Source organism: Streptomyces boetiae, assembly GCF_031845405.1.
Taxonomy (GTDB): Bacteria; Actinomycetota; Actinomycetes; order Streptomycetales; family Streptomycetaceae; genus Streptomyces; species Streptomyces boetiae.
Genome location: NZ_JAVREN010000039.1, coordinates 34,873 through 48,115 on the forward strand (window position 1 = coordinate 34,873; position 13,243 = coordinate 48,115).

General features: G+C 76.3%; 10 protein-coding genes. 5 read left to right on the forward strand and 5 right to left on the reverse strand.

What is annotated here, in order from left to right; translation table 11 throughout:
* Positions 1-4 precede the first annotated feature (4 nt).
* On the reverse strand, positions 5-1,357 hold the full coding sequence (locus tag RM780_RS21560) for an aminotransferase-like domain-containing protein (RefSeq protein ID WP_311632484.1): 1,353 nt from the start codon (positions 1,355-1,357) through the stop codon (positions 5-7).
* A 215-nt stretch (positions 1,358-1,572) separates the two neighbouring features.
* Here RM780_RS21560 and RM780_RS21565 point away from each other — a divergent pair, with 215 nt between their 5' ends.
* The 5 genes from RM780_RS21565 (at position 1,573) to nrfD (ending at position 8,430) form a co-directional block, all read left to right on the forward strand.
* Complete coding sequence (locus RM780_RS21565; RefSeq protein ID WP_311632496.1) at positions 1,573-2,172, forward strand: LysE family translocator; 600 nt, start codon at positions 1,573-1,575, stop codon at positions 2,170-2,172.
* A 205-nt stretch (positions 2,173-2,377) separates the two neighbouring features.
* Entirely contained in the window at positions 2,378-2,968 is a 591-nt protein-coding gene (locus RM780_RS21570; protein ID WP_311632485.1) for a hemerythrin domain-containing protein, read from the forward strand.
* Between the two features lie 214 nt (positions 2,969-3,182).
* Complete coding sequence (gene fdh, locus RM780_RS21575) at positions 3,183-6,446, forward strand: formate dehydrogenase (protein WP_311632487.1); 3,264 nt, start codon at positions 3,183-3,185, stop codon at positions 6,444-6,446.
* On the forward strand, positions 6,443-7,333 hold the full coding sequence (locus tag RM780_RS21580) for a 4Fe-4S dicluster domain-containing protein (protein ID WP_311632488.1): 891 nt from the start codon (positions 6,443-6,445) through the stop codon (positions 7,331-7,333). Before fdh ends, RM780_RS21580 begins: the two co-directional genes overlap by 4 nt.
* Positions 7,330-8,430, forward strand: a complete 1,101-nt coding sequence (gene nrfD, locus RM780_RS21585) for an NrfD/PsrC family molybdoenzyme membrane anchor subunit (RefSeq protein ID WP_311632489.1) — start codon at positions 7,330-7,332, stop codon at positions 8,428-8,430. The genes RM780_RS21580 and nrfD overlap by 4 nt, the downstream gene beginning before the upstream one ends.
* A gap of 14 nt (positions 8,431-8,444) precedes the next feature.
* Here nrfD and RM780_RS21590 read toward each other — a convergent pair whose 3' ends face one another.
* From RM780_RS21590 to hutI, 4 genes are all read right to left on the reverse strand, one after another.
* The gene (locus RM780_RS21590; RefSeq protein ID WP_311632490.1) at positions 8,445-9,122 is read right to left on the reverse strand and encodes a maltokinase N-terminal cap-like domain-containing protein; all 678 of its coding nucleotides are present in this window, start codon (positions 9,120-9,122) and stop codon (positions 8,445-8,447) included.
* 77 nt (positions 9,123-9,199) lie between these two features.
* On the reverse strand, positions 9,200-11,032 hold the full coding sequence (locus RM780_RS21595; protein WP_311632491.1) for a glycoside hydrolase family 15 protein: 1,833 nt from the start codon (positions 11,030-11,032) through the stop codon (positions 9,200-9,202).
* A gap of 242 nt (positions 11,033-11,274) precedes the next feature.
* Positions 11,275-11,820: a TerD family protein gene (locus RM780_RS21600; RefSeq protein WP_311632492.1), complete on the reverse strand. Its 546-nt coding sequence runs from the start codon at positions 11,818-11,820 to the stop codon at positions 11,275-11,277.
* An 84-nt stretch (positions 11,821-11,904) separates the two neighbouring features.
* Positions 11,905-13,170, reverse strand: a complete 1,266-nt coding sequence (hutI, locus tag RM780_RS21605; RefSeq protein ID WP_311632493.1) for an imidazolonepropionase — start codon at positions 13,168-13,170, stop codon at positions 11,905-11,907.
* Between the last annotated feature and the right edge of the window lie 73 nt (positions 13,171-13,243).

Sequence of the window (13,243 nt, forward strand, 5' to 3'; positions counted from 1 at the left end):
CCCGTCATTCGGGGGCCACGTCCTCGGGGCCGGAGCGGGCGAGGTCCGCCAGCCGGGAGAGGGCCGCAGCGAGCGTCCCGGGCGGCGGGGAGGCCAGGCCCAGGCGCACCGCGCCGGGTGCCCGCGCGGCGCCCACGGCGAATGCGGCGGCCGGGGTCACCGCGATGCCGTGGCGGGCAGCCGCAGCCACGAAGGTCTCCGCCCGCCAGGCGCGCGGAAGCTCCCACCAGCAGGAGTAGGAGCGGGCGTCGCCCCGGACGGCGAACCCGGCGAGCTCGCGCGCGGCGATCTCCTGCCGCGCGGCGGCGTCCGCCCGCTTGGCGCGGACCACCGCCTCCACCGCGCCCTCCGCCAGCCAGCGGGTCGCGGCCTCCAGCGCGAACCGGCCGGGCCCCCAGCCGCCGGAGCGCAGCGCGGCGGCCACCGTCGGCAGCAGCGCGGGCGGCGCCACGGCGAAGCCGGTGGTCAGGCCCGGCGCGAGGCGCTTGGAGAGGCTGTCCACCAGCACGGTCAGCTCCGGCAGGAGCGCTGCGAGCGGCGGCGGGTCCTCCTCCCCGCACAGGAAGGCCCAGATGGTGTCCTCCACGACGGGAACGCCCAGCGCCCGCAGCACCCCGGCCAGCTCGGCGCGGCGGGGGCCCGGCATGGTGACGCCCAGCGGGTTGTGCAGCACGGGCTGGGCGTAGAGGGCGTGCAGCGGGGCGGCGCGGTGGGCGGCGGCCACCGCGCCGGGGACCAGGCCCTGTTCGTCCACGGGCAGCGGGACCAGGGTGACGTGCAGGCGGGCCGCGATGGCCTTCAGCACGGGGTAGGTCAGCTCCTCGGCGCCCAGCCGCCCGCCCGGCGGGACGAGGGCGGCGACCGCCGCGGCCACGGCCTGCCGCCCGCTCCCGGCGAACAGCACCTGCCCGGGCTCCGGCCGCCACCCGGCCCGCGCCAGCAGCGCGGCGGCGGCCAGTCGCGCCCCGGCCGTTCCCGCGACGCCGACCGGTCCGGTCGCGGAGGTGAGCACGCCGGGCCGCAGCAGTGGGGCGAGGCCGCCGGCCAGCAGCGCGGACTGCTCGGGAACGACCGGGTAGTTCAGCTCCAGGTCCACCCGCTGCCCCGAGGGCTCGGCCAGCGCGGGCCCGGCGGCCGGAGAGGCGGCCCGCACGAAGGTGCCGCGCCCGACCTCGCCCGTGGTCAGGCCGCGGCGGGCCAGCTCCCGGTAGACGCGGGCGGCGGTGGAGGGGGCGATGCCCCGCCGCCTGGCCAGCTCCCGCTGGGTCGGCAGCCGGTCACCCGGCCGCAGCCGCCCGTCGGCGATGGCGGCGGCGATGCCGTCGGCGACGGCGCGGTAGTCCCCAGGGCCTGGCATGCGCCGAGTCAAGCAGAACATTGCACCGAGAGCAAAGAGAAGTATTGCACCGAGCTGAAGGGCCTTCCTAGGGTGAGGCGGAGCCCTGGCCCGGAACGTCCGGGGCTGGGCCGGGGGAACGGCCGCGGCGGCCCGCCGTGGCCAGACGGAGAGGGTGTGGGGCGTTGACCATCCAGACCGGCGCCGTGCTGGGCGTCGCCGCGGTGGCCCTGGGCATGGTGCTCACGCCGGGGCCGAACATGATGTACCTGGTCTCCCGGAGCGTCACCCAGGGCCGTCGCGCCGGGCTGATCTCCCTGTCCGGGGTCGTTCTCGGCTTCCTGGTCTACCTGGTGGCGGCCACCCTCGGCCTGTCCGCCGTCTTCCTCGCCGTCCCGCGGCTGTACACGGCCGTCAAGCTCGCCGGCGCCGCCTACCTGGCCTGGCTCGCGTGGCAGGCCCTGCGGCCCGGCGGCGCCGCGCTGTTCGCCCCCGGCGACCCGCGGCAGGACACGCCCCGCCGCCTCTTCGCGATGGGGCTGATGACGAATCTCCTCAACCCCAAGATCGCCGTCATGTACCTCTCGCTCATCCCGCAGTTCACCGACCCCTCCGCCGGGCCCGTGCTGCTCCAGGGCCTGGTCCTGGGCGGCGTGCAGATCGCCGTCAGCGTGGCCGTCAACCTGGCCCTCGTGCTGGCCGCCGGGTCCGTCGCCGTCTTCCTCGCCCGGCGCCCCGCCTGGCTGCGCGTCCAGCGGTACGCCATGGGCACGGTGCTGGGCGCCCTCGCCCTCACCCTGGCCGCCGACAACTCCCGGCCCGCCGCCCGCGCCTGACCCCCTCGCCCGCCCGGCCCCCCGGTACGCCGCCCCGCGCGGCGCGTCCGGAGCAACCGGGCGAAGCCGAAGGAGTGCCAGCGGCGCGCCCCGCGCCGCCGCGCCGACGCCCCCGCACCGGAATGTGCGGCACTGGTCCGGACGGAAGCGGGTACTGGGTGTGGCCCGCACGTTCCTACCGGACGTCCCGAGCGAAGGAGTCACGATGACCCCGACCCACAACGACGCCGACCGCGCCGAAGAGGACGTGGTGGCGCTGCTGAAGCGGCAGCACGAGGAGATCAAGCACCTGTTCGCGCAGGTCGAGGCCGCCTCCGGCGACGAGCGCCGCGCCGCGTTCGACGGCCTGGTGCGGCTCCTGGCCGTCCACGAGACCGCCGAGGAGGAGGTCGTTCACCCGGCCGCGAAGAAGACCGTGCCCAACGGCGACCAGGTCGTCGCCGAGCGGCTCGAGGAGGAGCGGGAGGCCAAGGAGGTCCTGAGCCGGCTCGACGGCATGAACCCGGACGACCCGCAGTTCCTGCCGCAGCTGATCTCGCTGCGGGACGCCGTGGTGGCGCACGCCGAGGCGGAGGAGCAGTTCGAGTTCGAGGCGCTGCGCACCCGCACCGACCCCGAGAAGCTGGCCCGGATGGCGCGGGCGGTCAAGGCCGCCGAGGCCACCGCGCCGACCCACCCGCACCCCGGGGTGGAGAGCCGTGCCAAGAACATGGCCTTCGGCCCCATCGCCGCCGTCGTGGACCGCACGCGGGACGCGGTGCGCCAGTCGATGGGCGGCAGGGACGACCGCCGCTGACCGGGGCTCGGCTCGCGCGGGTCCGGGCCGGCGCCCCGCGCCGGCCCGCCCGCGCCCCCGTCGCCGTGCCGGTCGCGCGCCGGACCGGCCTGCGTGCCGGTCGGCGCCGTGCCGGTCAGGTGCCGGGCCGATCAGGTGATTGACCGGCGATCGGCTCGATTTCCCGGGCAAAAGGGGAACTCTGCCCCGAGATGCCCGAGCGGAAGGACCGGCCATGAGCGTGCGCACCTGGATCCAGGACTGGCCCGTCTACCGGCAGCTCGCCGGCCAGGACCCGCGCGGCGCCGCCGCCCGGTCCCCCCGCACCGCCGCCCTGCGCGCCCGCACCGAGACCGCCGACCGCGTCGTCGGCTCGATCTGTCCCTACTGCGCCGTGGGCTGCGGCCAGCAGGTCTACGTCAAGGACGAGAAGGTCGTCCAGATCGAGGGCGACCCGGGCTCGCCCATCAGCCGCGGTCGCCTGTGCCCCAAGGGCTCGGCCACCCTTCAGCTCGTCACCGGTGACGCCCGCGAGCACCGCGTCCTGTACCGCCGCCCGCACGCCGCCGACTGGGAGACGCTGGACCTGGACACCGCCATGGACATGGTCGCCGACCGGGTCATCGCCACCCGCCGCGCCACCTGGGAGTGGGAGCACCGGGGCGCCCGCGTCGCCCGCACCCTCGGCATCGCCGCCCTCGGCGGCGCCGTCCTGGACAACGAGGAGAACTACCTCCTCAAGAAGCTCCTCACCGGCCTGGGCGTCGTCCAGATCGAGAACCAGGCCCGCGTCTGCCACAGCTCCACCGTCGCGGGCCTGGGCACCACCTTCGGCCGCGGCGGCGCCACCACCTTCATGCAGGATCTCCAGAACGCCGACTGCATCGTCATCCAGGGCTCCAACTACGCCGAGGCCCACCCCGTCGGCTTCCAGTGGGTCATGGAGGCCAAGGCCCGCGGCGCGACCGTCATCCACGTCGACCCCCGCTTCACCCGCACCAGCGCCCTGGCCGACCTGCACGTCCCCCTCCGCGCCGGCAGCGACATCGCCTTCCTCGGCGGGCTGATCCACCACGTGCTCAGCGAGGGCAAGGAGTTCCGCCCCTACGTCGAGGCGTACACCAACGCGGCCACCCTCGTCGGCGAGGACTTCGAGGACACCGAGGATTTGGCCGGGATCTTCTCCGGGCTGGACCCCGAGGCCCGCCACTACGACCCCGCCACCTGGCAGTACGAGGGCGCGGCCGTACGTTCCCTGGCCGGGCCGCCCGACCCGGCCGCCAACGTCCGCTTCGACCACCTCGCGGTCGAGCACGGGGCCGCGGGGTCCGAGGCCCACGGCTCGGGCGGGCAGGACGTTCCTCCGCAGGCGGAGCGCGACCCCACCCTCACCCACCCCCGCTGCGTCTTCCAGATCCTCAAGCGGCACTACGCCCGCTACACCCCCGAGATGGTCGAGCGCGTCTGCGGCGTCCCGCGCGAGCTGTTCGCCCGCGTCTGCGAGGCCCTCACCCGCAACTCCGGGCCCGAGCGCACCAGCGCCTTCTGCTACGCCGTCGGCTGGACCCAGCACTCGGTCGGCTCCCAGTACATCCGCGCCGCCGGCATCCTCCAGCTCCTCCTGGGCAACATCGGCCGCCCCGGCGGCGGCATCCAGGCCCTGCGCGGCCATGCCAGCATCCAGGGCTCCAGCGACATCCCCACCCTGTTCAACCTGCTGCCCGGCTACCTGCCGATGCCGCACGCCCAGGCCCACCAGGACCTCGACTCCTTCGTGCGCGACGTCCGCGCCCGCAAGGGCTTCTGGGCCGGGATGGGCGCCTACACGGTCAGCCTCCTCAAGGCGTACTACGGCGAGGCCGCCACCCCCGAGAACGACTTCTGCTTCGGTCACCTGCCGCGCATCACCGGCTCACACAGCACCTACGACACCGTGCTCGCCCAGCTCGACGGCACCTGCAAGGGCTACTTCCTGCTCGGCGAGAACCCGGCCGTCGGCTCGGCCAACGCCCGCCTCCAGCGCCTGGGCATGTCCCGCCTCGACTGGCTGGTCGTGCGCGACTTCTCCCTGATCGAGTCCGCCACCTGGTGGCGCGACGGCCCCGAGACCGAGTCCGGCGAGCTGCGCACCGAGGACATCGCCACCGAGGTCTTCTTCTTCCCCGCCGCCGCCCACACCGAGAAGTCCGGGTCCTTCACCAACACCAACCGCCTCCTCCAGTGGCACCACGCCGCCGTCCTCCCCGAAGGGGACGCCCGCAGCGAGCTGTGGTTCGCCTACCACCTCGGCCGCCGCATCCGCGAGAAGCTGGCCGGCTCCGCCGACCCAGCCGACCGCCTCTTCCTCGACCTCGCCTGGGACTACCCCGTGGAGGGCCCGCACTGCGAGCCGATCGCCGCCGCGGTCCTGGCCGAGATCAACGGCCGCGGCCCCGACGGCGCGCCGCTGAGCGCGTACACCGAGCTCAAGGACGACGGCTCCACCTCCTGCGGCTGCTGGATCTACTGCGGCGTCTTCGCGGACGGCGTCAACCAGGCCGCGCGCCGCACCCCGCACACCGAGCAGGACTGGGTCGCCGCCCGCTGGGGCTGGGCCTGGCCAGCCAACCGCCGCATCCTGTACAACCGCGCCTCCGCCGCCCCGGACGGCACCCCGTGGAGCGAACGCAAGAGCTACCTGTGGTGGGATTCCGCGGCCGGCGGGGGCGCCGGGCGCTGGACGGGCCACGACGTGCCGGACTTCCCGCCCGGCCTGGCCCCCGGGTACGTCCCGCCCGCCGGCGCCAAGGGCGTGGAGGCCCTGCGCGGGGACGACCCGTTCATCATGCAGGGCGACGGAAAGGGCTGGCTGTACGCGCCCGCCGGCCTGGTGGACGGCCCGCTGCCCGCCCACTACGAGCCGCAGGACTCGCCGTTCGGCAACGACCTCTACCCCGGCCACCCGCGTTCGCCCGTCCGCCGGGCCTGCCCCGGCCCCGACAACCTCTACCACCCCTCCGGGGGCGAGCCCGGCGCCGGCGTCTTCCCCTACCTGGTGACCACCTACCGCCTCACCGAGCACTTCACCGCCGGCGGCATGACCCGCTGGTCGCCCTACCTGGCCGAGCTCCAGCCCGAGATGTTCTGCGAGGTCTCCCCGGAGCTGGCCGCCGAGCGCGGCCTGGAGCACGCCGGCTGGGCCACCGTGGTCACCGCCCGCGGCGCCATCGAGGCCCGGGTGCTGGTCACCCGCAGGATGACGCCGCTGCGCGCCGGGGAGCGCACCGTCCACCAGATCGGCCTGCCCTACCACTGGGGACCCAACGGCCTCACCCGCGGGGACGCCGCCAACGAGCTGTCCGCGATCGTCCTCGACCCCAACGTCCACATCCAGGAGGTGAAGGCGATGTCCGCCGACATCCGCCCCGGCCGCCGCCCCCGCGGACCGGCCCTGCGCGCCCTCGTCGAGAGCTACCGGCGCCGCGCCGGCGCCACCGAGCGCACCGGGATGGAGGTGTGAGCGCCGTGGCGCCGGACGGCGCCGCCCCCGGGGACGGGCGCGTCGGCTTCTTCACCGACACCTCCGTGTGCATCGGCTGCAAGGCGTGCGAGGTGGCCTGCAAGGAGTGGAACGCCCTGCCCGAGGACGGCCTGGCGCTGACCGGGATGAGCTACGACAACACCGGGGCCCTGGGCGCCTCCACCTGGCGGCACGTGGCGTTCATCGAGCAGAGCGAGCCGCTGGGCGGCCAGCGGGCCGGCGCGGGCGCCGGCGAGGACGGCGGCGGGGAGGGCTTCCGCTGGCTGATGGCCTCGGACGTGTGCAAGCACTGCACGCACGCCGCCTGCCTCGACGTCTGCCCCACCGGCGCGCTCTTCCGCACCGAGTTCGGCAGCGTGGTGGTCCAGCAGGACATCTGCAACGGCTGCGGCTACTGCGTCCCGGCCTGTCCCTTCGGCGTCATCGAGCAGCGCGAGGGCGACGGCCGCGCCTGGAAGTGCACCCTGTGCTACGACCGGCTCGGCGCCGGGAAGGAGCCCGCCTGCGCCAAGGCGTGCCCCACCGACTCCATCCAGTTCGGGCCGCTGGAGGAGCTGCGCGAGCGGGCCGCCGCCCGCGTCGAGCGGCTGCACGAGACCGGCGTCCCCGACGCCCGCCTCTACGGCGCGGACCCGGAGGACGGGGTCGGCGGCGCAGGCGCGTTCTTCCTGCTGCTGGACCGGCCCGAGGTGTACGGGCTGCCGCCCGACCCGGTCGTCACCACCCGCGACCTGCCCGCGATGTGGCGGGGCGCCGGGGCCGCGGCGCTGGCCCTGCTCGGCGGGCTGGCGGCGGTCTTTGCGGGGGCGGGGCGCGCGGGCGGGCGTTCAGGCGGGCGTTCGGCCGGAAAGGGGCGGCGGCGATGAGCGAGTCCGAGGTCACCCGGGCCGGGCTCACCGGCGGACGCCCGGGGCGCGACGCGCTGTTCGGCAACGGCCAGGGCGACGGCTCCGGCGCTCCGGACGGGGGGCCCGACGGCGGGCGGTCCGAGGGCCGCGCCGCGCGCCGCCACCGCGCCCGCGAGGAGAGCCCCGGCTTCACCTCCTACTACGGCCGCCCCGTGGTCAAGGCCCCCGCCTGGTCGCCGGCCGACATCGCCGGCTACCTCTTCCTCGGCGGCCTGGCCGGCGCAGGCTCCGTGCTGGCCGCGGGCGCCGGCCTCACCGGCCGCCCCCACACGGCCCGCGCCATGAAGCTCGGCTCGGTGGGCGCCATCTCGCTCTCCGCCGCCGCCCTCATCCACGACCTGGGCCGGCCCGAGCGCTTCCACCACATGCTGCGCGTCGCCAAGCCCACCTCCCCGATGAGCGTCGGGTCCTGGCTGCTGGCCGTCTACGGCCCGCTCTCCGGCGCCGCCGCCCTCTCCGACCTCACCGGCCGCGCGCCTCGCGCCGGGCGCGCCGCCACCTGCGGTGCCGCGGTCCTGGGCCCGGCCGTGGCCGCCTACACCGGCGTCCTGCTCGCCGACACCGCCCTGCCGGCCTGGCACGCCGCGCACCGGCACCTGCCGCGGCTGTTCGCCGCCTCGGCCGCCTCCGCCGCCTCCGGCCTGGCGCTGGTGGCCGGGCCGCGCGCCGAGCACGCGCCCGCCCGCCGCGCCGCCGTCCTGGGCACCGCGGCCGAACTCGCCGTGCTCTCCGGCCTCCACCGCGAGGCCGGGGGTGTCGCCGAGACCTACCGCGAGGGAACGGCAGGGCGTCTGCTGCGCGCCGCGCGGCGGCTGTCCGTGGCCGGGGCGGCCTGCGCCGCGCTCTCCGGGACGCGCGCCGCCGGGCGGCTGGCGAGGCCCGCCGCCACCCTGGGCGGCCTGGCGCTGCTGGCCGGCTCGGCCTGCACCCGGCTCGGCGTCTTTCACGCGGGCCTGGCCTCGGCCCGCGACCCGAAGTACACCCTGCGGCCCCAGCGCGAACGCCTGGCCACCCGCGCCGAGGCCCCCGGCTGCGGCGCTGCGCCGCCCGGTTGAGGCGGGCGGCGCGGTCAGCGGGGCGCGTCGCGCAGGAGGGCGAGGACGCCGGAGCGCTCCCCGCCGTCCGGCAGGCGCCAGTTGCCGGTGACGTGGCCCAGGGTCCCGGCCGGGTCGGGCCCCGGATCGAGAACGCGGGCCACCTCCACCGCCACGCGCGGGCCGGGCCCGGCCTCCGCCGCCGTCGGCAGAACGAGGGCCGTGCTCTCCGGCCCGTCCGTCACCGTCGCGGGCCCGGCCGCCCCCCCTGGCACGGCGGCGGCCCGGACCAGGACGGAGGGGTCGGGGGTGTCCGAGAGGCTCTGCGCCTGCGGCTCCGCCCGGCCCCGGAGCAGCGCGAGCAACCGATCGGCCAGCACCGGGTCGTGCACCCCGTCGTAGACCCACCGCCGCCCCAGCACCCCGTGCTCCGCCGTGCCGATCAGCCCCGCCCCGGCCTCCTCCAGCGGCGCCCCCCGGTAGGTCAGCGGCACGTGATAGGACGCGGTCCGCCCGCCCGAGGCGTCCGTGACCACCAGGAACTCGATGCCCACCTCGCCCTCCGGGTCGTCGAGCCGGAACCCGCCGCCCCTGGCCAGCTCGGACGGCTCGGGGGAACGCCCGGCGCCGCGGTACCACGGGCGCTCCGGCAGCCACGGGGCGAGGAGTTCCAGCTTGGTCGGGGTCAGGGTGGTCCTGTGAATGACGGCCATGCCACGGCAACACCTCACGCCCCACGGCGATTCCCGCGGCCCGGGGCTCTGACGGGCCGCCGCGAGGCCCCCGCGGCTCAGGGCGCCAGGTCCTCCAGGGACCACGCCTCGGGCACGTCCGCCCGCCTTCCCGCGGTGCCGATCGGGGCGCCGGAGAGGTTCCGGGCCGTGTTGACCAGGCCCACCATGCTGAACGCCTGCGGCGTGTTCCCGATCTGCCGCCCCAGCGCGGTGTCGTACTCCTCGCTCAGCAGGCCCACGTCGTTGCGCAGCCCCAGCAGCCGCTCGAACAGGGCCCGCGCCTCCGCCGTGCGGCCCGTCCCGTGCAGCGCGTCCGCAAGCCAGAACGTGCAGGCCAGGAACGCCCCCTCGTCCCCCGGCAGCCCGTCCACGCCGCCGTCCGCGTCGGGGCGGTAGCGCACCAGCAGCCCGTCCACCGCCAGTTCGCGCCGCACGGCCTCCACCGTGCCCCGCATCCGCAGGTCCTCCCAGGGCAGGAAACCCACGCGGGGAAGCAGAAGCAGCGCCGCGTCCAGGCCGCGCGAGCCGTAGAACTGCGTGAAGGTGTTCCGCTCCGGGTCGTAGCCCTGGGCGCACACCTCGTCGTGGATGTGGTCCCTCAGCGCGGCCCAGCGGTCGGCCGGCCCCGGCATGCCCTGGTGCCGCACCGCGTGCACCGCCCGGTCCAGGCCCGCCCAGGCCATCACCTTGGAGTGCACGAAGTGCCGCCGCTCGCCCCGGACTTCCCACAGGCTGTTGTCCGGGTCGTTCCAGTGGCCCTCCAGGTAGTCCATGAGGGCGCGCTGGAGGTTCCAGGCCGTCTCGTTCATCGCCAGGCCGCTCTCGCGCGCCAGGTGAAGGCAGTCCAGCACCTGTCCCCAGACGTCGAGCTGGAACTGGCCGACCGCCGCGTTCCCGATCCGCACCGGGGAGGCGCCCTGGTACCCGCCCAGCCAGTCCGCGGTCCACTCCGGAATGCGGCGCGTGCCGTCGAGGCCGTACATGATCTGGAGGTCCCCGGGGCTTCCCGCCGCCGCGCGCAGCAGCCACTCACGCCAGGCGTACGCCTCCTCGATGAAGCCGGTGCCCAGCAGCGCCTGGAGCGTGAAGGTCGCGTCCCGCAGCCAGCAGTAGCGGTAGTCCCAGTTCCGCGGCCCGCCCAGCTGCTCCGGCAGCGAGGTCGTCGCGGCGGCCAGGATGCCGCCGGTCGGCGCGTAGGTGAGGGCTTTGAGGATCACCAGGGAACGGCGCACCGCCTCCGGCCAGTCCCCGTCGTAGCGGCACACCGACATCCACGCCTTCCAGAAGCGCTCGGTGTCCCCGATGGCCCAGGCCGCGTCCACGGCCTTGGGCGGCGGCCGGTGCGAGGGCTGGTACACGAGGACGAACGGCACGCGCTCGCCCGCCGAGACCGTGAACTCGGACTGGGTGGTGAGGTTCCTGCCCTCCGTGGGCACCGGGGTGCTCAGCCACACGGAGTCGGGCCCGGCCACCGCGCAGGTGTACTCCTCGGGGCGCGTCACCCAGGGGATGACGCTGCCGTAGTCGAAGCGCAGCCGCAGGTCCATCCGCATCGGCACCCGGCCGGAGACGCCCTCCACCAGCCGCACCACGTCCGCGGCCTCGCCGCGCGGGGGCATGCAGTCGGTGACCCGCACCGTGCCCTCGGGCGTGTGCCACTCGGTCTCCAGCACCAGCGAGTCGTCGCGGTATCGGCGCGCGGTGGCCGGGCCGCCGCGCGCCGGGGCGATCTGCCACCGGCCGGCGGACTCGTCGTCCAGCAGGGCGGCGAAGCAGGCGGGGGAGTCGAACCGCGGCAGGCACAGCCAGTCGATGGACCCGTCCAGGCCCACGAGGGCCGCGGTCTGAAGGTCGCCGAGCATGGCGTAGTCCTCGATGTCCGCGCCCATCCCTCACCTCCCATGCGCCCCCTCAGGGCGGTCCGCCCCCGCGGCGGGATGTCCCGGGTATCCCGCATCGGCCGGGCCAATCACTGGCGGGACGGCGGGTGACGGGCCGGGCGCTCGGCGTGAGGGCGCCCGCCCTCGGCGTTGCCCGGAAGGGGGGAACGCCCGGGGCGGGGCGGCGGCGGAGCAACGCCCCGGGCGGGCATGGCGTGCTCGGGCGAGTCGTTGCGCGGCCGGGCCGCCGGTCAGACGCTGTGCTCGGAACCCATCGTCGCGGCGAAGCCCGCCGGGTCGGCGTCGAAGCCGCGGACGAAGGGGCGGAAGGACCAGGATCCGTCCTCGCGGCGCGCGAACTCGGCCACCGTCGCCGCCGTGGCCCCGGCCACCGCCCCGAAGTCGTCGGTGGCCAGCTCGTCGTAGCCCTCCACGATCCGCACCTGGGTGCGCGACACGTCCCCGAAGGTCTTGCGCCCGCCGCCCTGCTGGATGGCCACGCCGACCACGACGCGGCCGTAGGCGGGGGCCAGGCGCTCCAGCTCCAGCGTCAGCACCTCGTCGAAGCCCAGGCCCTGGCCGGTGGAGCTGTCGCGGTTGAGCGTGATCGTCCCGTCGGGGGAGCGGGAGTCGAAGTGCACCAGGTAGGCCGGCTCCCCGTGCGGGGCCTCGGCCCGGTAGGTGGCGGCGATCAGGTCCAGGTCGTGGGCCGGGGCGCCCAGGGGGCTCGGGTCCCACTTCACCATCACCTGGACCTTGTCCACGCCCTTGTTGAGCGCGCTGCTGGGACCCGTCACGGACCGTCCTCCCGATCGGCCGGGCAGCCGGGCGCGGGCCGCCCGCACGACGAGCCGGGCGCCCGCGGCCAACTTCCGGAAACATCAGCTGGGTTGTCCATGGTGCCACGGACCGGCGACGCGTTCGCCCGCACGCCAGACCGCGGCGGTCAGCGGCACGCCCGGCCGGTAGGCGAGGTGGACGTGCCCGGGCGCCTCCAGCAGCAGCAGGTCGGCGCGGGCGCCCGGCGCCAGGTGGCCCACGTCGGCGCGACGCAGCGCCCGCGCGCCCCCGGCCGTGGCGGCGAACAGCGCCTCGTCCGGGGTCAGTCCCATCTCGCGGACCGCGAGCGCCACGCAGAACGCCATCGAACTCGTGTAGCTCGTCCCGGGGTTGCAGTCGGTGGCCAGCGCCACCCGCACCCCGGCGCCGAGCAGCCGCCGCGCGTCCGGGTAGGGCGACCTGGTGGAGAAGTCGGCCCCGGGCAGCAGCGTGGCCACGGTCTCGCTCCCGGCCAGTGCCTCCACGTCCTCGTCCGTCAGGTGGGTGCAGTGGTCGGCCGAGGCGGCGCCCAGCTCCACCGCGAGCCGCACCCCCGGGCCCGGGCCAAGCTGCCCCGCGTGGACCCGCGGCACCAGGCCGCGCTCGGCCCCGGCCCGCAGCACGGCGCGGGCCTCCTCCTCGCCGAACGCCCCGCGTTCCACGAAGACGTCGATCCAGCGGGCGTAAGGGGCGCAGGCCTCCAGCATCGGCCCGGTGACCAGGCCGACGTACCCGGCCGGGTCGTCCGCGTACTCCGGCGGCACCACGTGCGCCCCGAGGAAGGTCGTCTCCTCGGAGTGCGCCGCGGCGGCGGCCAGCGAGCGGGCCTCGTCGTGCACGGTCAGGCCGTAGCCGGACTTGATCTCCAGCGTGGTGGTGCCCTGGGCCAGCGCCTCGGCGGCCCGGCGCCGCACGGCCTCCCGCAGCTCCTCGTCCGTGGCCGCCCGGGTGGCGGCCACGGTGGTGCGGATGCCGCCGGCCTCGTAGGGGCGCCCGGCCATCCGGGCGGCGAACTCCCCGGCCCGGTCCCCGGCGAACACCAGATGGGCGTGGGAGTCCACGAACCCGGGAACGGCCGCCCTGCCCCCGGCGTTCACGGCGACGTCCGCCGCGGGGGCCCGGCGCGCGGGCCCCGCCCAGGCCACCCGGCCCGCCTCGAAGACCACGGCCGCGCCGCGGATCGGCCCCAGCGGGCCCTCGCCCAGCCCGGGGTCGTTGGTGACCAGCGAGCCGAGGCCCGTGATCAGCGTGGACGGGGCGGGGGAGGGGAGCGCGGGGGCGCCGGGGGAGGGCGGTGCGGGCGGCGGTGGGGGCGGCGGTGGGGGCATGCGCGGCCTTCCGGGACAGGGGCGGAGCCGGGCCGGGGCGGGTGCCCCGGCCCGGCCTTGCTGCCTCCAGGAT

What these genes read in the sequence shown, in the direction of transcription:
- RM780_RS21565 (WP_311632496.1), top strand. Translation starts at nt 1,573, where the DNA reads ATGGTGCTCACGCCGGGGCCGAACATGATGTACCTGGTCTCCCGGAGC.
- fdh (WP_311632487.1), top strand. Translation starts at nt 3,183, where the DNA reads ATGAGCGTGCGCACCTGGATCCAGGACTGGCCCGTCTACCGGCAGCTC.
- nrfD (WP_311632489.1), top strand. Translation starts at nt 7,330, where the DNA reads ATGAGCGAGTCCGAGGTCACCCGGGCCGGGCTCACCGGCGGACGCCCG.
- RM780_RS21595 (WP_311632491.1), bottom strand. Translation starts at nt 11,032, where the DNA reads ATGGGCGCGGACATCGAGGACTACGCCATGCTCGGCGACCTTCAGACC.
- hutI (WP_311632493.1), bottom strand. Translation starts at nt 13,170, where the DNA reads ATGCCCCCACCGCCGCCCCCACCGCCGCCCGCACCGCCCTCCCCCGGC.
- RM780_RS21590 (WP_311632490.1), bottom strand. Translation starts at nt 9,122, where the DNA reads ATGGCCGTCATTCACAGGACCACCCTGACCCCGACCAAGCTGGAACTC.
- RM780_RS21560 (WP_311632484.1), bottom strand. Translation starts at nt 1,357, where the DNA reads ATGCCAGGCCCTGGGGACTACCGCGCCGTCGCCGACGGCATCGCCGCC.
- RM780_RS21570 (WP_311632485.1), top strand. Translation starts at nt 2,378, where the DNA reads ATGACCCCGACCCACAACGACGCCGACCGCGCCGAAGAGGACGTGGTG.